Here is an 18,515-nt window from a genome sequence, read left to right as displayed (position 1 = left end):
GCAAGGTTCGCAAGCCATACTAGGGACGCTATGTGACAGGAAATGACAGAATGGATGACAATTAGGTAGCAGAAAATTGACAACGAGGCATGGCTTTCTGGGCCGAGAATAGAAAACAGCAATCAAATACGCAAAAGGCCGCCCCCAAACCAGGAGGAGATATTCAGATCATCCATAAGATGGACTAGCCCAGAAGTCGTTCAGGAAGAAGACAAGACAAGACAAGACAAGACAAGACAAGAATTTGCGATGATACAAAAATAAGCAAGGCCATCATAAATGATGACCTTTGACATGGTACCTGCTGAGATCGGCTTTGCTGACTCAAAACATGCAACAGAATCGCTGTATGAATTGAATACGATTAAATCACCAGGCCACCATCGACTTTCAGCGTCTGACCGGTAATGAACGCCGAGTTATCACTTGCCAGAAACAGCGCAGCATTAGCGATGTCTTCCGGCTTGCCCATACGCCCCAGAGGCGTTTTGCTGCGCATGTAGTGCAGCACTTTTTCCGGCAAATCAACGGTCATCGGTGTTTCGATGAACCCTGGGGCAATGCAGTTCGCCCTGACCTGCGCCCCTTTACGTGACAGTTCTTTAGCCCAGCCTTTCGTCATTGCAATCACACCGCCTTTAGTCGCCGCGTAGTTGGTTTGACCAATATTGCCGTCAGTACCCACGACCGAGGACATAGTAACAATAGAACCTGCGCCATTTTCCATCATGACCGGTGCAACCGCCTGCGTCATATTGAACACCCCTTTGAGGTTCACATCACAGACAAAATCCCACTCTTCTTCGGTCATTTTCTCAATCAGGTTATCGCGCGTTACCCCGGCGTTATTGACCAGTACATCAATTCTGCCATGTTCGCTTTTTACCTTTTCAACAAATTGCTGAATGGACGCCCGGTCGCAGACATTCAACTCCACCACAGTAACATTCGGATACTTGGCTTCCAGCGAAGCCATTGCAGCCCCATTCATATCGCAAGCATACACCTGTAATGCATCGTGTTTTGCAAATGTTTCTACAATGCAGCGACCAATTCCCTGCGCCCCACCGGTGACAATACAGACTTTGTTATTTAGCATCATTTCTTCCCCTTTCTGAATACCAAACTGAAAAACGCCAAACAGATACATAATGGTATTTGCAATAGCGACTACAGTTGCGTCGGGTACCACAACTCACTGTATGTCCCTATTGTAGTTGAGCCATGCAAAATGATTACCAACATTGCTGCAATTCTCCTTTGCGAATATATGCAACTGTCATCGTTCTTTCGTGGTTCTCTTTTTTCAGGTTTGCTATAAAAGGACAAAGGAAGCGGCGAATCAGGATTGATCATGCTGGACAAGGTTGTTTTTTTTCTACATGTGGTGCGCACGGGCTCGATCAGTGAGGCCGCCAAGCTGAATAATATGTCAGCATCGGCCGCCAGTCGCTGGCTCAACGAGCTGGAAGAAGGGATGGGGGTCAGTCTGCTAAAGCGGACAACACGCAAAATTACCCCCACCCAGGCAGGTCAGCGTCTGTATGACAGGTTCAGTCTGCTACATACCGAAATTGATGACGTATTCAATGAAGTTCAGAACATGAGCAGCGAAGATCGCGGCACAATCAAAATTGCCAGCACGCCGCTGTTTGCCAAGCATTACCTCAGCCAAATCATCGGTGAATACCTTCAGCAGCACCCGTCACTCAATTTCGTCGTACTGGAAACCGCGTTTGAAGTGGATCACGTGCATGACGTAGATTTCGCCATTCGAGCCAATGCCACATACCGCGGATTTCAGGATAAAGACAGTTTACTGGTCAAGCGGGCGTTACTGAAAGAGCCACTGATGGCTTGCTGCGCCCCGGCCTACATCGAAAAATTCGGCAAACCTGTCATTCCCGATGATCTGAAACATCATCACTGCCTCTATGCGACAACTCTGGTGGGCGGGAACCGTTGGATCTTCGAGCAAAACGGAGAATACTCTTCCGTCGAGATACCCCAGACGGTCGAAGCGGATGACAGTGAAATCCTGCGAAACATTGCCATTGCCGGTGGTGGCGTTGCTTACCTGCCCTACAGCCTGATAAAGCGGGATCTGGAGCTCAAACGCCTGACCCCCATTCTGGAAAACTATGTCAGTAGCCAGTTTGAGCTTAATCTTTATTTCAAACCACGCAAATACATGCCGGCTCGCTGTGCAAACTTCAAAGATTATCTGATCAGCCGGGTGGCTGATATACAGCCTCTGAAACAACAGGGATGGTCCCGCCAGCAAACCGTTAAAGCCGTTATTGAATCAAGCGGAGCAGAATGAAAAAAGCCCCGACAGAAAACCCGTCGGGGCTGCATAACAGGAAGCAAAGAAAGGAACTAGCGCTGGAACGGGTACACTGCACCCAGGCCAAGAATCCGGGTCAGTTCGTCCAGTGCCGTGCGGGATTCAACCAACAGCTGTGGATCAGCCAAATCCGCCTCAACCAGGCGATCGCGGTAATTGCGATCCACCCAATCATTCAGGGTTGCGAACAAGGTATCGTTCATCAAAGTATTCGGGTTAACGGCAGCCTGCTCCGCTTCGTTCAGAACAACACGCAGGCGCAGACACGCCGGGCCACCGCCATTTGCCATGCTCTGTTTCAGGTCAAAGACCTTCACTGCGTCAATGCCGCGTTTTTCTGCCAGCAGTTGCTCAATGTATGCCCATACATTCTGGTTATTGAGGCATTCTTCCGGCAGAACCAGAACATTATCACCGTTAGGCATCGCCAGCAGTTGCGAGTTAAACAGGTAGCTGGTAACGGCATCATCAACTGAAACCGCGCTGGTCGGCACTTCAATCACTTTGAAATCACCGCCCAGTTTCAGGCCAAGTTCATCGTACACTGCTTGTTGATTCAGGAACGCCTGCTCGTGACAGAACAGAATATTCTTGTTACCCACAGCGATAACGTCGTTGTGGAAAACGCCGGCATCAATCACCGATGGATTTTGCTGGGCAATTACCACTTTGTCATCATGCAGTTGGTGCAGACGCGCAACGGCTTCACACGCTTCAAAGGTGTGACGAGCCGGGAATTTCTGCGGTGCCGGGAAACGGCTGTCGAACGCGTGACGACCAAAAACAAAGAATTCAACGCCTTGCTCGCCGTATTCGTGGCAAAAGCGAGTATGGTTTGCTGCGCCTTCATCACCAAAGTGCTCCACACCCGGCAGAGCTGGGTGGTGGACAAAGTGACCTTCATCCGCAAACGTCGCTTTCAAAATACGGCCAGTCACTTCATGCTCAATTGAGCGATGGAATTTGTTTGTCAGGTTTGCTGGCGTGAAGTGAACTTTACCGTCAGCGGTATCTGCCGAAGGAGATACGGTTGCAGCATTTGCCGTCCACATGCTTGATGCCGAACAGCAGGCCGCCAATACTTTAGGCGCTTGTTTGGCCGCCGCAGTAATCACATCCTGATCACTGCCGGTGAAGCCAAGGCGACGCAGAGTATAAACATCCGGACGCTCTTGCGGCGCGAGTACGCCTTGCACCATTCCCAGATCCGACAGCGCTTTCATCTTCGCCAAACCTTGTTTGGCCGCTTCTTTCGGATTCGATGGGTTAGCCTGGTTTTTTGCCGAGGCTACGTTACCAAACGACAGACCACTGTAGTTATGAGTTGGGCCAACCAACCCATCAAAATTTGCTTCAAGTGCTTTCATAGACATTCCATGTTTAATTTCCACATCGACACAATAACAAAACCATTACATTTCCAACAACCTCAGCACATCGCATTAAAATTCATGATATTTAAGATAGAAATCTCTGCATCGAGCATGACTATGCACCTCTCCGGTCAAACCCGATGTCGTCTACTGGTTCCTTTTCGGCACGATAGACCTTTTAATCTTTATCTCAATTCCGGAAAATTTCCTGTCTGATTACAAACAATCGCGAACAGGCCGCGACATATTTACGCGTTTCAAGATCACAAAAAGCCAGCTTTTTTAAGGCTGGCTTTTTGTCTTTTTTGTGCTCTGGATCAGGATTCAAGCATTTTGAACCTCTTAGGTACGTTGCTTTTTTGTACGGCTACGAACGCCTGCAGGGTACTTTCATCATTGATCTTTCATTTTTCATCAGCAGCCATCCGTTTTTACGGATACCCTATGCCAGATAAAAAATACAAGTGAAACCATGCACAATAAACCGGGGATTCAGTGACTCACGGCGCCAGAGAACAAGTTAATCACCAGCGTACCGGCCAAAATAAGCAACATACCTATCACCGCCGCCAGATCCAGCTGCTGACCATGCCATAACCAGCTAATCATCGCGACCAGGACAATACCGGCTCCACACCAGATGGCGTAAGCAATGCCAATGGGTACCGATTTCACTGTTACTGACAGCAGGAAAAACGCAGCGGCATAGCCCACCAGGGTGACAACGGTTGGTAAAGGTTGGGTAAATTGCTGGGTTTTCGGCAACATAGATGTGGCAATTACCTCGCAGATAATCGCTATGGATAACGCCAGCATCGGGGGCATAGACGCAAGAGACTTCAGCATCAATTACACTCTTGTGAGAAGAAAACGAAACCCGCGGAGTGTAATCGAGAATCATGAAAAATTCATGAAGAATCCGCTACATATCCCATTCAATTACATATCCCACTCGACAACGTGCCCTTCATCAAACACCCCATCGCTGTAAGCCGGTGAGTAATTAATGAAAATATTACTCTTATCAATTGGCAACTGTTCAGACAGGCTTTCAGCAATCAATTCCAGCATATCGGCAATGTCATTCTCCGTGTTGAAATTGGGAGCCACCAAATGAACCAGAATCGGATGCGTTTTCGCTGGCTGGCAATCGACAACCTTGCCGTTATGGGCATAGTGATGCGGGGTCAGGAAGTCCCAGGTTGCCATCACATGCTGTAGCGAGATCCCGCTGACTTCCGCCAGGGTACGAGATAACTGGCTCAAGACGGTTGGAATATCCACTTCCTGGGCAAAAGGCAGCGATTTTATACGGACTAACGGCATACATCCCCCGATTGATATGCGGCACCAGCCGCCCACTGTCTGCTCTGGCTTTTGTCTGCCTCAGGCCTGGTCTCACAACAGCCTTTGGCAAGCACAATCCCTGCCTGTTGTCGCTCCTGATTGGTCGCAACAACAGGCAGAGACTATTAAGCCGATTGCATGTCACCTGTTAAGAAGATAGTTAATAAGAACGGTCACGTATTATCTTAAAAATGAGACAGAAACAAAAAAGTGACAACATAAAGTGCAAATTTTTTACACTTTCATGAAGTCACTTCTCATGGTCACTTGAAGGGTGATCAGCTATTCGCCGGTTTTAATCGCAGCTTTTATCGTCGCAGCATGGGTTCACAATGCGCTCTGCACAGGTGAATGGCTCAATGTGGATAATCACATCCACCACTTCTGCCATTTCATTGAGAAGGTGCGATTTGAACTCTTCACTAATAGTGTGGGCATCTTCGACCCGCATATCCGGGTCGACCAGCAGGTGGAAATCGAGCAAAATCGTGCTGCCGGTACGGCGACTGCGGATCGCATGTACTTCTTTGATTTCCGGCACCTCTGAAGCGTACTTCTGTATTTGGCTTTCAACATCGGTATCCGCTTCAGCTTCGGTCAGTTCCAGAATTGCCGGCCAGAGAATATCAAACGCTGCTTTCATGATCATGGCGGTAACAATCAGTGCGGCCACCTGATCCAGATAATGCAGCCCCGGCACCATCCAGTTCACAATCACAGCGATCGCTACCGGCAACGAACTGAGTGCATCGGACCGATGATGCCAAGCGTTCGCATGCAATGAGCGACTGTTGATGCGCTTGGCTTGTACCACAGTCCAGCGATACAGAGCTTCTTTCACCAGAATCGATGCCAGTGCTGCCCAAAATGCCATCATGCCAGGAATGGTTGGCGCGGTATGACCAAGTGCTGACGCCGCATCCCAGCCAATACCAATCCCGACCGCGGCCAGGAGAACACCGATAAAAATATTGGTGAGGGTTTCAAAACGGCCATGCCCATACGGGTGGCCTTTGTCGGCCGGTGCGGTCCAATAACGGGAACCAATCAGAATCGCGGTATCAGTAACCAGATCAGAAAAACTGTGGACACCGTCAGCAACCAGTGCCTGGCTTCCGGTCATCTTACCCACGGTGATTTTCAGCAACGCCAATCCGACGTTGGCAATCGAGCCAATCCAGGTTGCACGATGAATGATTTTAATTGGAGTATCGGACATTGTTCTCCACTCGGAAACATACAAATCTATCTTGGCATGATACGCTCGTTACCCGGCACCAGCCAGCACAAATGCCTTGCAGATACAAAGGGCTGGCGTAAAAAACAGAGATTTTACAGTCACGTTACGGCTGTTGTACCTCACGGTGACAATAACAAGTAACAAGATGATCATTCACCATGCCCACCGCTTGCATAAATGCGTAGCAAATCGTTTCACCGACAAAGGTAAAACCGTGTTTTTTCAGAAATCGGCTTAGCGCTTTGGACGTGTCAGTAGAGGCCGGCACCTCAGACATAGCTTGCCAGTGATTAATGACAGGCTGGTGATCAACAAATTGCCAGAGTGCCTCAGCCAATGAGCCATATTCACCAATCAGTACCTTGGCGGCACGGGCATTCTGAAAAACCGAGCGGATCTTACCGCGATGTTTAATCACATCGAATTGCTCAACAATTTGCTCTACCCGCTCATCCAGGTCGGCATCGTCATAGGCGGTAAGCTTGTCCAAGTCATAGTGCTCAAACGCAGTACGGTATGCATCCCGGCGTTTCAGGACGGTATACCAGCTCAAACCCGCCTGCGCGCCTTCCAGTGTCAGAAATTCAAACAGATATTTATCACATTTATTCACCCTTCCCCACTCTGCATCGTGGTATTCACGTTCGAGTGGCTGTTTCATTGCCCATGCACATACTGTTTTTTCTGACATTTTTCCTCCTTTCAGTCCAGCCCAGGCCGGAGCAATAACGCCCGACCTATTGATCCATTAAAAAATTGAAGACTGATAGCCGCAGCCTCAGAGCTAGCCTATCCCAGCCGCTGTTTCATTGCACAGTTCAAGAGATCAGTAAGGGGTAAATAAACAGTATTCGGGAAACAAGAACGAATGTCACGAGCAAAACAGTGCCTGGTTTATCCGACAGTATTCTTATCGGATGGACTCTCAAACTGGAACCCACACCGAAACAATGTAACTGACATACAAGACATTTACATTTTTAGATAACCATAATCACAGTTAGCAAAGTCAGCAGCTTATTTGAAATTGAAAAATACAGCCTTCGTTCCATAATGGGCTCATCAATACATTGCTATTGATTTTATAAAAGGACTTTTATGAGACATATCGCCGATTTTATCGAGCAGTTAGAAAACGGAACCGACCCGTTCAACATTTGGGTCTACTCCAGTAAAGGTCAATACAGTCAGTTTGGCAAAGAAGGCAAAAAAGTTCGTACTCCGGCTTTACAGCGGGCACTGGACAAACATTTGCAGATCATTGTCGAAATGAACAGCGATGATAGTGCTTACCTGCTTTTGCCGGAAGTACATGCCGTGGTACCCGTGTCATTCAGTAATGGCCAAGTACATGCGTTGACCCGACCAACCGCCTGAGTCGATTTTCGGTTTACAGCAAAGAACGATTAATAATGATACCCGGCTAGGTTCATATATTCTTGCTGATAACAGTCTCTCGACATCAAAACAGACCAATTGCTGGTCTGTTTTTTTATGCCTGCTTTCCGGCAGCAAATGGAACCATAAACGTGCTACATTTTCGGGTAGCTGCCCCCAGTGCTGTCACCGTACGTCGACATATCCCTTGGCTGATATTCAGCGCCCGTACCATAACTGGCGCTGCTATAACGTGATGCTCCGGAATAAGGCGGCGGACCTGCGTAATTCAGCCTTTTGGCATAACTGAACTCTTTGTCCGGATTAATTTTTGACGTTGGCATAATAACCCGCAAGCCATTACGACAAGCCAGGTTCCCGGCATCCCACCCGGCATTAAAACGGGTGTTGGTACCATCTAACGTTTCATCCTTCACCATGCCGTTGCCGGTTTGCTGCGCACGAAGGGCGCTGGCGCATCCCTGATTGTACCCATAATGGTAAATGCTGTTATAAGGGACATCGTACTCGTAATCATCCGGCACCAGTTTGTATTCATCTAGCGCATAGTCATATTTAGGCCAGGGTTCATTGGCGCATCCGGACAGAAGTACCAATGCAGCACTCAGGCTCCCGGCTACCCATATCTTTTTCATAGTAACGCCTTTAGTATGGAGTGTGGCTTTTCTAAATAGTAGACAACATATAGAAACCTGTTGAATTTTCAGTGACCTCTATGGCATCACATGCCACAGCAAATTTCTCAGACCAAGCGAAAGAGCCTTATGACATCATTTGCCCCTGATACTTTCACTCCGCAATTTGAACAGTTCATCCGACGCCAGGCCGCAACCGATCCGGCGCATGATCTCACCCACATACAGCGTGTGGTGGCAGCCGCAAAACAGTTTTGTTATGAAGAAAAAGCGAACCTCGCCGTCGTGCTACCCGCTGCATGGCTACATGACTGCGTCACGCTGCCGAAAAACCACCCTGAACGTCACCATGCCTCAGCCATGGCCGCTCAGGCTGCAATCGCGTTTCTGCAAAGCATCCACTACCCTGCTCACTACTTCCCGGCCATTACTCATGCGATTGAAGCGCACAGTTTCAGTGCGCAAATTCCGGTGCAGACGTTAGAAGCGGCAATCGTGCAGGATGCCGACAGGATTGATGCACTAGGAGCGATTGGTATCGCCAGATGTATTCAGGTCAGCGTCGGGTTTCAGGCCGCCTTGTATTCAGCCGATGACCCATTCGGCGAACATCGGCCACGTGATGACAAAGCCTTTTGCATCGACCATTTCTTTACCAAGCTATTTCGGCTCGAAGCAACCATGAACACAACGGCTGGTAAGCGCGAAGCCCGACTCCGCACTGAGTATATGAAGGGCTTTCTGGCCCAGCTCGGGCATGAAATCAATGTGCCTTTCCATCCCGATTGATCCCGTGAACAGCAGATATAGCGATCAAAAAAGGCCCCGACGGGGCCTCTCATTTACATACCAAACGCCAATAAGGCAGACGGCTTTCTGACAACCGATAACTCTGACAAACCGATAGCTACTCAGTCGCGAGCTAAAACTGCGTTGAAACGCTCAAAACCCCGCTCCAGATCTGCTATCAAATCATCGGTATCTTCCAGACCGATGTGCAGCCGCAATAACGGCCCGGCAAACTCTTTCTTCTTCGCGGTTCTCAGGCTGTTAATATTTTCATTCGCCAGAATCAAACTCTCAAAGCCTCCCCACGAATATCCCATACTGAAATGATCCATCCCGTCCAGTAATGCCGTCAGCGCTTCCGTATTACCGCGATTAAGGACTACCGAAAACAGTCCGTTACAACCTTTAAAATCACGCTTGTAGAATTCGTGCCCTTCGCAGCTCGGGAACGCAGGATGGCGAACATGATCCACTTCAGGGCGCTCAGCCAGCCACTGTGCCACTTTAAGGCTATTCTGTTCATGCTGGCGCAGGCGAACTCCCAAGGTGCGCAGGCCTCGCATTGCCAGATACACATCATCCGGTGACGTACATTGCCCCATCAGGTAACTGTGCTCACGCAATTGATCCCAGCAGCGTTCATTGGCTACTGCGGTCCCCAACATGACATCAGAGTGGCCGACGATATATTTTGTCGCAGCCTGAATAGAAATATCAACGCCGTGCTCAAACGGCTGAAAGTTGATCGGTGAAGCCCAGGTATTATCCAGCATCACAACGATGTCATGCTCATGTGCGATACGAGCGAGTGTCGGAACATCCTGCACTTCCATCGTGATGGAACACGGTGACTCCAGAAACAGCACGGTGGTATTCGGACGAATTAAATCGCGGAGACCGTCCCCGATCATGGGATCATAATAAGTAGTTTCGACTCCCATTTTGTCCAGCACTTTGTCACAGAAGTCTCGGGTTGGTTCATACGCACCATCCACCATCAGAATATGGTCACCCGCTTTGACAAAAGAAAGGATGGCGTTGGTAATTGCCGCCGTGCCACACGGATACAGTGCGCAGCCAACACCGCCCTCAAGTTCCACCATGGCATCCTGAAAGGCAAAATGGGTATTAGTGCCACGACGTCCGTAAAACAGCGTTTTATTCGCACGATTAGCCGTGGCATGTTTCATGTCCTCAACCGAGTCAAAAACCACCGTTGAGGCTCGGCTCACCGGTGGATTAACCAGAGACTGAGTCCACTTCTTGCTTCGACCCGCGGTGACAATTTGAGTATCCAGTGCTTTTTTTCCCATGATGCTTCTCGCTTCCTCCTGAGATAATACCTTGGAGGACTTACCTCCCTGTTGGTAGGAAGTTATCACAGTTTTCAGAAGCTTGAACAGTCACCAGGTAGAATCACCAGTTATAAGCCATTCCCCAATAAACACCGGTGGTTCCTTGCTCTTTATTGTCGATACCAGCCCCATATTCGGGAACACTCAAGCTATCCCAGCTTTTCACCGCAAAAGGTTTCTACCGCCACTATATCGCACTGGCCACAAGTGTCGGATTAGGTACATATTCCGGCTTCGAACGAGACACCTGAGGTTCCATTTTCGTAGCTAGCGGATCAATCATTTCAAGGTGCGCACGATAGTTAAGACAAGCCCGCATTATTGCTTCATCACCGGCCACTTTCGCCAGTAACACCGCAAGCAGCACACCTTTATACGCAAAATGCTTGTGCAGCTCGATGGCGACTTCGACCAGGCACGGTTTGCCCGCATGCGGACGGAGCACCTCTAGCGCCTGCTTCTTTGGATAGAGCTGAAACACATTGTGGTTAATATGGGTAGCCTTGCGGATCATACTTCGCATTTCACAGCGAGAAAGCGGGCTCAAGCCACACAATCCGTCCAGATCCGTTCTGGTTTCCAGATACTGACGATGGAGATTGCTAAGCTGACCATTTTGCGAAGGCAAACTCAGAAATATCATCTCCTCGTAATCATCTCCGAGGGTCTGAAAAATACCGCGGGTCTGAGAAACGAAGCCCTTTTGCAACAGGCAACTGATTGCCCTTAACCCTTCCATATACTGCTGCAAAGACGTTTCCATTGCCGTAAGGATGGTCGCCATGGCATGGCTGTCGGCGTGTTGCGAAGCCTGGTATGGTGCATTTACCCCGGTTACACCACGGTCAGATTCCGCCATAGACTCAACCAGCGTCTGCATCTGGCTTTCCACAAAGTGCACGATTTGGTGATTAAGCTTCATTTCAGTGTCATACATCATGTCGCCCTCTTGTCTGGTTTTCCTGACCCCGGTGTGATCGGTGACCAACTTATGTGTGCGTCTTGTAAGAGGAAGCAAATTTGATGCCTGACTTTTCGCACACTCACGTAAATCGTGAAAACAGCCTATTATTCGATAACTTACTCAATAGTGATGACTGGATTACACTGCCACAAAACAATACCAATCACATTTTGCGCTGCAAAATTGTTAATAAATCCGTCAATTTTGCGAATTGCGACCAATATTGCGAAAGTGTCTTACCAATGAACCTCTCGCATTACCTGCAAATATTCAGGGGTTGCCAGACATAAAAAGGCCGCAACAGCGGCCTTGTAAATTCAGTTTAAATGCGTGCAAACCGTTACGTTACTGGTTACGGAATAACGCCTCACATTTCCCTGGTCACGCATCTCCTTGTGAAGCAGAGCGAGGGACAGGATTAAGGCTCTTCTGCAATTGGTTTTGGCAAGTAATGCTCAGACTTCAGCTTGAGCAGTTCCGGTAGTACCGTACCGACTGAAATTGATGACCAGGTACCGGTAAGAATCCCGATAAACATAGCCAACGCAAAACCTTCCAGCGGACCGCCGCCCATAATCCACAGCGCCCCAACGGTCATCAGCGTGGTCCCGGATGTCACCAGCGTCCGTGAAATCGTGGCAGCCAGCGCCTCGTTGTTGACTTGCTGAATGCTGGCGTTGGGTTTAGCAATCAGCACTTCACGGATGCGATCGGCAATAATAATGGAGTCGTTCAGCGAGTAACCCAAAATGGCCAGCACCGCAGCCAGTACCGTCAGGTTAAACTCCATCTGCGTTGCCGCGAAGAAGCCAAGCACAAAGATAACATCGTGAGCCAGTGCGAACACTGAACCGGACGCCAGACGCCATTCAAAGCGGTAGCTGAGGTAGCCTAGAATACAGAGCACCGCGATCAGCAGCGCCAGCCCCCCCTGATCCGCCAGTTCCTGACCGACCTGCGGTCCTACCATACTGGTGTTGAGCACCTGAACATTAGCATCAAGCTGATGCAGCACGGCTTGCACATCTGGCGCGGTATCTGACTCAGGAATCGCATATCGCAGTACCCAGCGCCCCGGCTCCCCAGCCGCAATCACACTAACATCCTGATGCAAAGCCGTGTCCAGTGCCGTCCCCAGTTCGTGGCTGGTCACTGAGCTGCTCAGAGAAACCTCCGTCACAATCCCGCCGGTAAAGTCCAGCCCCCAGTTCAGACCGCGAACACCGATGGTCACCAGCGATGCAACTAGCAGAACAAGCGAAATCACACTGGTGAAGTAGCGCCACTTGGTGGCATTTTTCATGGTAATAAACATCATTAAATTCGCACCTCACGTCGTGCATCGCGACCCCACACCAAATTGATAATGGCGCGGGAAGCAAAAATACCGGTAAACATACTGGTCAGCAGACCCAACCCCAACGTCAGCGCGAACCCCTGAATCGGTCCGTTACCAATGGCGTACAACACTACCGCGGTGATCATTGTGGTAAAGTTGGCATCGAAGATGGTGCTGAACGCACTGCTGAAACCCCGGTCAATGGCCTGCGCCATGCTCCGTCCTTCTTTAAGCTTGTCGCGGATACGTTCGAAAATCAGCACATTGGTATCCACCGCCATGCCGACGGTCAGCACCAGACCAGCCATCCCCGGCAGGGTCAGTACCGCGCCCGGAATAAGGGCCAGCAAGCCAAACAACATAACCATGTTGCATACCAGAGCGACATTCGCGACCCAGCCAAGACGGCGGTACCACAACGCCATGAACACCAGCGTCATACCCAATCCTAAGCCCAGTGCCGCAAAACCGTTTTCAATGTTCTCTGCCCCCAGTGTCGGGCCGATTGTACGTTCTTCGACGATGGTCACTGGTGCTGTCAGCGACCCGGCGCGCAACAGCAGAGCCAGCTCCTGGGCATCCTGAATCGAACCCGCGCCGGTGATACGGAAGCGGTTCCCCAGCTGACTCTGAATAGTCGCCACACTGATGATTTTGCTTTCCTGTACCGCTTGGCCTTGCGCATTTCGGCTGTACTCGCTGAACGCAGTCGCCATTGGTTTACCGATGTTCTGACGGGAGAAATCAGACATAATCTTACCGCCCGCGCTGTCGAGCGTAATGTTTACTTCTGCCATTCCCATTTCACCGAAGCTGGCTCGGGCATCAATGATATGGTCGCCGCTCAACACTGGCTTACGTGCAACACGTACCGGCTCCCCCTGCTCATTCGGGATCACCATGGTGCTGCCAACACCTTGCTCTCTCACCGGATAGAACGCCAGGCTGGCCGTCGCACCAATCACACTCTTAGCAGCCGCCGGATCCTGTACCCCAGGCAACTCAATACGAATCCGATTCTCACCCTGACGCTGAACCAGCGCTTCGGTGATCCCCAGCTCTTCAATACGACTGCGCATCGTCTGCAGGTTCTGCTGCACCGTTAAGTTACGCAGCTGTGATTTTTCGTCCTGCTTCAGCTGCAGGCGCAGATTGTTGCCAGACTCATTGGTGGCCTGCCATTGTGGCGCTTCTTTGCGGATATACTGACGAATTTGACTGTTTACCTCGCCAGATGGCAGGCGCACAATCACGCTGTCAACGTCGGTCATTTCCACTCTGGCCAGACGAATACCTTGTTCACGAAATGCCCGGCGCAGATCATCCTGAAGTTGCTCGGTTTGCGCTTTGAAAACCTGATCGACATCGACATCAAGCAGGAACTGTACCCCACCGCGCAGATCCAGCCCCAGCTTGATTGGCGCAAAGCCCATTTCCTGTAACCATTCGGGAGCGGCCGCTGACATTGCCAGCGTCAGACGCGCATCACCGGCTTTGGCACCGATGAGATCAGCCAGAACCGCACGGGCTTTCGACTGTTGTGCCTCGTCCTGCAATACCACCAGCGTTTTATCAGACAGCTGATCAATACGCTTCACCTCAATGCCCTGGGCAGACAGTTGCTTTTGAATCTGCACGACATCGGGCATCGGGCCACCTTTCGCGGCAATCTGCACCGCAGCATTTTCACCGTACCAGGTAGGAATTGCACTTAGCAACATCACGACCAGCGTGATAATCAACACCACATATTTCCAGGCCGGATAGTGGTTCAATAACCGTTGTGATTGTTTCTTTCTCATTGTTTTTCGCCATTTATGAGACTCCGGCTAAGATGACGATCAACCGGAACCTGTTGCTGAAAACACAGCAACATTGCTACAACCCGCCCTGCTGACCGATAACCGGCCTCAAGGCGTGTGGGGCATGCAGGTGCAGCGCAGTGGCAGCCACCCGCGACGCATCAACTCAGATGCGCTCAGCTAACAAGAGAAAGAGAATAATGGGAGGGCTGATAGAGCTGGTTGCTGTCTTTCCAACCGGCAATACGGCCGGCTGGCGGGATCACCCGCAGGGTCCAGTCCAGCACTGAATGGAAATCGATACTGTAGTTTTTGGCAAAACTTGGGGCAGGTTCAATCGGCCACTCAATCACAAGTTGATAGAGAGGCTCCCAATCGTCGGCATCGTGACGCACCAGATTTGCCGCACGGGACGAACCGGTAATTGCCGGGTCAAGCTGACGATCATGGACAGAGTGTTGGTTTTCACCCGAATCCGACGGCAGACGCGAAGTCAGACTGCAATCAGGGAAGTGCCACACCAACTGGCCAGGTTGCCCCCCAACCACTGTTGAGTGCAAAGCTGTCTCACCCGGATGGGCGGAAACAAAGGATGTATTCAATGAAGAGGATGCTGCCACATGATCAGTCACAGCGCTTGGAAGGATCTGTGCTACCGCAGTCAAATCAGAATGAATGACCGATGCGACATTCGCTACATGTGAACTGTCTGCTGACAAACTGTTTACTGATGCACTGTTTACTAATGCCTTGGCTGCTGGTACAGACGTGAGTGCTCCGGCCTGGCTAGACCATCCCATTCCCACACACAGAACCAACAAAAAAACACGTAACAGTGCTCGTAGCATAAAATCAGCGACTCCTCTCAACTCTCCGCATAATAGGAGGAGTATGGTGCAGAAACAAGAAATTATTTGCGCTCTACCACATTTATTTCACTCCAAATTGACTTTGACCCAGTTTGCAGTGATGACATGATTAATAGAACTTTTTTACGTTGCTGGCAGGTTAACGGTTCATTATAGTGAATCTGCAAACACCGACTTTTATAACAGACAGGGAAGCATTCAATGACATCGTATCGTATTGCTTTTATTGGACTTGGCACCATGGGCTTCCCCATGGCCGGTCACCTTGCTAATGCCGGTCACCAAGTGACCGTTTATAACCGTACCACTGCAAAAGCACAGCAGTGGGTAGAAACTTACAAAGGGCACTACGCTGAAACACCAGCCGCCGCCGTTGAAGATGCGGACTTTATCTTTAGCTGTGTCGGTAATGATGATGATTTGCGCGAGGTGTATTGCGGCCAGGATGGCATCCTGTCAACGGCCAAAGCCGGTGCCATTCTGATTGACAATACCACAGCATCCGCCGAGGTTGCTCGTGACATTTCAGCCAAAGCCGTTGGCTTAGGTCTGGATTTTCTGGATGCCCCTGTATCCGGTGGCGAAGCTGGCGCTGTAAACGGTTGTCTGACCGTAATGGTGGGTGGCAATCAGGCTGTTTTTGATAAAGCCAAGCCAGTAATTGACTGTTTTGCTAAAGCGACCACCCTGATGGGCGACATCGGGTACGGCCAGATTACCAAAATGGCCAACCAAATCTGTATTGCCGGTATTCTCCAGGGACTGTCAGAAGCCATTACGCTGGCAAAATCTGCCGGGCTGGACATTGAGAAAATGACAGATGTACTCAAACATGGCGCAGCCGGTTCGTGGCAGCTGGAAAACCGCGCCGGCACAATGGCGGAAGGAAAATTTGATTTTGGTTTTGCCATCGACTGGATGCGCAAGGACTTGGGAATCTGCTTCGAAGCGGCCGAGAAGCTGGGGGTTGAACTGCCGCTGGCTCGCCAGGTTGACGAAAAATACGCCGAGCTACAACAGCGGGGCTACAACCGTGCTGATACTTCAGTCTTAATAAAGCAGTTTGATCAGGACAAAGCCTGAGCTGAAAAGTAAAAAACCGCCGTAAACGGCGGTTTTTTTCTAATGAACACTGACTTTCAGCGGCAATGTGTGGTGATTAAAGCACCACACACTGTTCTTACAGGCTGATAAAGATACCAGCCAGCGCAGCACTCATCAGGTTCGCCAGTGTTGCCGCGATTACCGCTTTCACACCCAGGCTCGCTACTTCACTGCGACGCTCCGGTGCCATCACACCAATCGAACCAATCTGGATAGCAATCGAACCGATATTAGCAAAACCACACAGCGCAAAGGTAATGATCACCTGGCTGTGCTGAGACAGTGTCTCTTTGATGCTGACAAAATCAAGGAAAGCGACAAACTCATTCAGAATCATCTTCTGGCCGATAAATGCACCCGCCTGCAGCATTTCACTGACTGGCACACCAATAATGAAAGCCAGTGGCGAGAACAGATAACCCAGCATCGCCTGCATTGTCAGTCCCTGAATGCCAACCAGCTCACCCAGCGATTCCAGGCCCGCATTGGTCATGGCAATCACACTGACAAACGCAATCAGCATAGTACCGACCGCGACCGCAACACGCATACCGTTCATGGCACCAGCTGCCAGTGCGTCAATCGCATTACTGTGATCGCTCTTCGACATTTCAATGTCAGTCTGCTCAACCGCAACACTCTGCTCTGGAACCAGAAGTTTTGCCATCAGCAGGCTACCCGGAGCCGCCATAAAGCTGGCTGCAATCAGGTATTTCAAATCCACACCCAGACCGGCGTATCCGCCCAGCACACTACCCGCAACCGACGCCATACCACCAGTCATCACGGCAAACAGCTCTGAACGGGTCATTTGCGGCAGGAACGGTTTCACCAGCAGTGGTGATTCACCCTGAGACAGAAAGATATTACCGGTTGCTACCAGGGATTCTGCACGGCTGGTACCCAGAAGACGCTGGATACCACCACCGATCACTTTAATGATCCACTGCATGACACCTAGGTAGTAAAGAAGAGAAATGAGGGCACTAATGAAAATAACGAGGGGAAGAACGCGAACAGCAAAAATAAAACCAGAAGAAGCAAGATCACCAAAAAGGAACTTGATCCCTTCATCGGCAAAGCCGAGTACGCTAGCAACACCACTACTCATTGCTCCCAGCATTTTTTGCCCAACCGGTATATACAGTACCAAAGCGGCAAAACTGGCCTGTAACAATAACGCACCGCCTACCGTCCGCCAGTTAATGGCTTTACGGTTTTCAGAAAGCGCGTAGGCGCACAATACCAGTACCAGAATACCGGCCAAACTAATCAACAACTGCATTATTTCGTCCTGTTGTTTTGAATCTGTGTTGGGATGTCGAAAAATGAAGGTGTTACTGCCTGCAATACAACGGGGGACAATGCCTTCGGGGAGAAAGCAAAAAAGGAAGGAGCCACGCAAGAAAGCGTCGGCATGAAAGATGTGTCCGCCCAAGTGTAAAACATACAAGTCACCTAAATTAACAAGCTCAAAAATTGCCGGTCCAACTCCGTGGGTCGTTCACTTATCCATGGTGACAGCTTGTAACTAAGGTGGCTGAACTCGATGGTTCTGGCCGGAGGCGGAGTATATAGAGATCAGTCTCACATAATCAAGAGTAATAGCATTTTTTTTCATGACAAAATGCCAACTGAATACATTTAAAACAATACGGCCCTGGTTTTTAATCGTTTTCCAACAGAGCGCTAACACTTCTGTGGGATTTTTATGACACGACGAGCCTAATTTATAGGCAAAATTTCCAGGTTGTATCACAAACCCGCCACTCAGCTACTGACGAAGTACATTTTTGCCTCTACGGTTAAATCCGTCATCTTATCGAATCACTGCGAAGTATGTTGCTGAGTCAACCCTCGGGCGGATGCTAACCTTATGATGAAACTGAATCATTTATGGCCACCGTTCTTATGGCACAAATGGTTTGACCATCGGCGGTGCTACACAGTGCA

Annotated in this window: 17 protein-coding genes; 4 read left to right on the top strand and 13 right to left on the bottom strand. The window is 49.9% G+C overall.

What is annotated here, in order from left to right; genetic code table 11:
• Positions 1-364: 364 nt before the first annotated feature.
• The gene (locus FH974_RS17275; RefSeq protein ID WP_047884888.1) at positions 365-1,099 is read right to left on the bottom strand and encodes a beta-ketoacyl-ACP reductase; all 735 of its coding nucleotides are present in this window, start codon (positions 1,097-1,099) and stop codon (positions 365-367) included.
• 255 nt (positions 1,100-1,354) lie between these two features.
• Here FH974_RS17275 and FH974_RS17270 point away from each other — a divergent pair, with 255 nt between their 5' ends.
• Positions 1,355-2,323: a LysR family transcriptional regulator gene (locus FH974_RS17270; protein ID WP_047884773.1), complete on the top strand. Its 969-nt coding sequence runs from the start codon at positions 1,355-1,357 to the stop codon at positions 2,321-2,323.
• A gap of 56 nt (positions 2,324-2,379) precedes the next feature.
• Here FH974_RS17270 and astB read toward each other — a convergent pair whose 3' ends face one another.
• The 5 genes from astB to FH974_RS17245 form a co-directional block, all read right to left on the bottom strand.
• The gene (astB, locus tag FH974_RS17265; RefSeq protein ID WP_047884774.1) at positions 2,380-3,714 is read right to left on the bottom strand and encodes an N-succinylarginine dihydrolase; all 1,335 of its coding nucleotides are present in this window, start codon (positions 3,712-3,714) and stop codon (positions 2,380-2,382) included.
• Between the two features lie 498 nt (positions 3,715-4,212).
• Positions 4,213-4,545: an SMR family transporter gene (locus FH974_RS17260; RefSeq protein WP_373689507.1), complete on the bottom strand. Its 333-nt coding sequence runs from the start codon at positions 4,543-4,545 to the stop codon at positions 4,213-4,215.
• Positions 4,546-4,659: 114 nt separating this feature from the next.
• A complete protein-coding gene (locus FH974_RS17255; protein WP_047884776.1) occupies positions 4,660-5,046 on the bottom strand; it encodes a hypothetical protein in 387 nt (128 codons plus the stop codon).
• A 316-nt stretch (positions 5,047-5,362) separates the two neighbouring features.
• A complete protein-coding gene (locus FH974_RS17250) occupies positions 5,363-6,286 on the bottom strand; it encodes a cation diffusion facilitator family transporter (RefSeq protein WP_047884777.1) in 924 nt (307 codons plus the stop codon).
• A 124-nt stretch (positions 6,287-6,410) separates the two neighbouring features.
• Positions 6,411-6,998, bottom strand: coding sequence for a DNA-3-methyladenine glycosylase I (locus FH974_RS17245; protein ID WP_047884778.1), 588 nt, complete (start codon positions 6,996-6,998; stop codon positions 6,411-6,413).
• Positions 6,999-7,405: 407 nt separating this feature from the next.
• On the opposite strand from FH974_RS17245, the gene FH974_RS17240 reads away from it, so the two are divergent.
• Positions 7,406-7,684: a hypothetical protein gene (locus FH974_RS17240; protein ID WP_047884779.1), complete on the top strand. Its 279-nt coding sequence runs from the start codon at positions 7,406-7,408 to the stop codon at positions 7,682-7,684.
• A gap of 155 nt (positions 7,685-7,839) precedes the next feature.
• Here FH974_RS17240 and FH974_RS17235 read toward each other — a convergent pair whose 3' ends face one another.
• Positions 7,840-8,340 carry a hypothetical protein gene (locus FH974_RS17235; protein ID WP_107193830.1) on the bottom strand — a complete coding sequence of 167 codons (501 nt, stop codon included), beginning with the start codon at positions 8,338-8,340 and terminating at the stop codon, positions 7,840-7,842.
• A gap of 129 nt (positions 8,341-8,469) precedes the next feature.
• Here FH974_RS17235 and FH974_RS17230 point away from each other — a divergent pair, with 129 nt between their 5' ends.
• On the top strand, positions 8,470-9,129 hold the full coding sequence (locus FH974_RS17230; protein ID WP_047884780.1) for an HD domain-containing protein: 660 nt from the start codon (positions 8,470-8,472) through the stop codon (positions 9,127-9,129).
• A gap of 122 nt (positions 9,130-9,251) precedes the next feature.
• Here the strand turns inward: FH974_RS17230 and FH974_RS17225 are convergent, their stop codons facing one another.
• From FH974_RS17225 to FH974_RS17205, 5 genes are all read right to left on the bottom strand, one after another.
• On the bottom strand, positions 9,252-10,442 hold the full coding sequence (locus tag FH974_RS17225; RefSeq protein ID WP_047884781.1) for a cystathionine beta-lyase: 1,191 nt from the start codon (positions 10,440-10,442) through the stop codon (positions 9,252-9,254).
• 229 nt (positions 10,443-10,671) lie between these two features.
• Positions 10,672-11,424 (bottom strand): hypothetical protein, encoded by a 753-nt coding sequence (locus FH974_RS17220; protein WP_207103974.1) that lies wholly within the window; start codon positions 11,422-11,424, stop codon positions 10,672-10,674.
• 442 nt (positions 11,425-11,866) lie between these two features.
• The gene (gene secF / locus FH974_RS17215; protein WP_207103973.1) at positions 11,867-12,766 is read right to left on the bottom strand and encodes a protein translocase subunit SecF; all 900 of its coding nucleotides are present in this window, start codon (positions 12,764-12,766) and stop codon (positions 11,867-11,869) included.
• On the bottom strand, positions 12,766-14,589 hold the full coding sequence (gene secD / locus FH974_RS17210; RefSeq protein WP_047884783.1) for a protein translocase subunit SecD: 1,824 nt from the start codon (positions 14,587-14,589) through the stop codon (positions 12,766-12,768). Before secD ends, secF begins: the two co-directional genes overlap by 1 nt.
• A 176-nt stretch (positions 14,590-14,765) precedes the next feature.
• Complete coding sequence (locus tag FH974_RS17205) at positions 14,766-15,437, bottom strand: hypothetical protein (protein ID WP_053061783.1); 672 nt, start codon at positions 15,435-15,437, stop codon at positions 14,766-14,768.
• A 222-nt stretch (positions 15,438-15,659) separates the two neighbouring features.
• On the opposite strand from FH974_RS17205, the gene FH974_RS17200 reads away from it, so the two are divergent.
• Positions 15,660-16,541 carry an NAD(P)-dependent oxidoreductase gene (locus tag FH974_RS17200; RefSeq protein WP_047884784.1) on the top strand — a complete coding sequence of 294 codons (882 nt, stop codon included), beginning with the start codon at positions 15,660-15,662 and terminating at the stop codon, positions 16,539-16,541.
• 97 nt (positions 16,542-16,638) lie between these two features.
• On the opposite strand, the gene FH974_RS17195 is transcribed toward FH974_RS17200, so the two are convergent.
• Entirely contained in the window at positions 16,639-17,847 is a 1,209-nt protein-coding gene (locus FH974_RS17195) for a NupC/NupG family nucleoside CNT transporter (protein WP_047884785.1), read from the bottom strand.
• Positions 17,848-18,515: the final 668 nt, after the last annotated feature.

Source organism: Photobacterium ganghwense, from assembly GCF_017329545.1.
Classification (GTDB): domain Bacteria; phylum Pseudomonadota; class Gammaproteobacteria; order Enterobacterales; family Vibrionaceae; genus Photobacterium; species Photobacterium ganghwense.
This window is presented reverse-complemented; position numbering and strand designations above follow the sequence as displayed.

Coding starts and splice junctions, on each gene's coding strand:
- FH974_RS17275 (WP_047884888.1), bottom strand. CDS start 1,099: ATGCTAAATAACAAAGTCTGTATTGTCACCGGTGGGGCGCAGGGAATT.
- FH974_RS17270 (WP_047884773.1), top strand. CDS start 1,355: ATGCTGGACAAGGTTGTTTTTTTTCTACATGTGGTGCGCACGGGCTCG.
- astB (WP_047884774.1), bottom strand. CDS start 3,714: ATGAAAGCACTTGAAGCAAATTTTGATGGGTTGGTTGGCCCAACTCAT.
- FH974_RS17260 (WP_373689507.1), bottom strand. CDS start 4,545: ATGCCCCCGATGCTGGCGTTATCCATAGCGATTATCTGCGAGGTAATT.
- FH974_RS17255 (WP_047884776.1), bottom strand. CDS start 5,046: ATGCCGTTAGTCCGTATAAAATCGCTGCCTTTTGCCCAGGAAGTGGAT.
- FH974_RS17250 (WP_047884777.1), bottom strand. CDS start 6,286: ATGTCCGATACTCCAATTAAAATCATTCATCGTGCAACCTGGATTGGC.
- FH974_RS17245 (WP_047884778.1), bottom strand. CDS start 6,998: ATGTCAGAAAAAACAGTATGTGCATGGGCAATGAAACAGCCACTCGAA.
- FH974_RS17240 (WP_047884779.1), top strand. CDS start 7,406: ATGAGACATATCGCCGATTTTATCGAGCAGTTAGAAAACGGAACCGAC.
- FH974_RS17235 (WP_107193830.1), bottom strand. CDS start 8,340: ATGAAAAAGATATGGGTAGCCGGGAGCCTGAGTGCTGCATTGGTACTT.
- FH974_RS17230 (WP_047884780.1), top strand. CDS start 8,470: ATGACATCATTTGCCCCTGATACTTTCACTCCGCAATTTGAACAGTTC.
- FH974_RS17225 (WP_047884781.1), bottom strand. CDS start 10,442: ATGGGAAAAAAAGCACTGGATACTCAAATTGTCACCGCGGGTCGAAGC.
- FH974_RS17220 (WP_207103974.1), bottom strand. CDS start 11,424: ATGATGTATGACACTGAAATGAAGCTTAATCACCAAATCGTGCACTTT.
- secF (WP_207103973.1), bottom strand. CDS start 12,766: ATGATGTTTATTACCATGAAAAATGCCACCAAGTGGCGCTACTTCACC.
- secD (WP_047884783.1), bottom strand. CDS start 14,589: ATGAGAAAGAAACAATCACAACGGTTATTGAACCACTATCCGGCCTGG.
- FH974_RS17205 (WP_053061783.1), bottom strand. CDS start 15,437: ATGCTACGAGCACTGTTACGTGTTTTTTTGTTGGTTCTGTGTGTGGGA.
- FH974_RS17200 (WP_047884784.1), top strand. CDS start 15,660: ATGACATCGTATCGTATTGCTTTTATTGGACTTGGCACCATGGGCTTC.
- FH974_RS17195 (WP_047884785.1), bottom strand. CDS start 17,847: ATGCAGTTGTTGATTAGTTTGGCCGGTATTCTGGTACTGGTATTGTGC.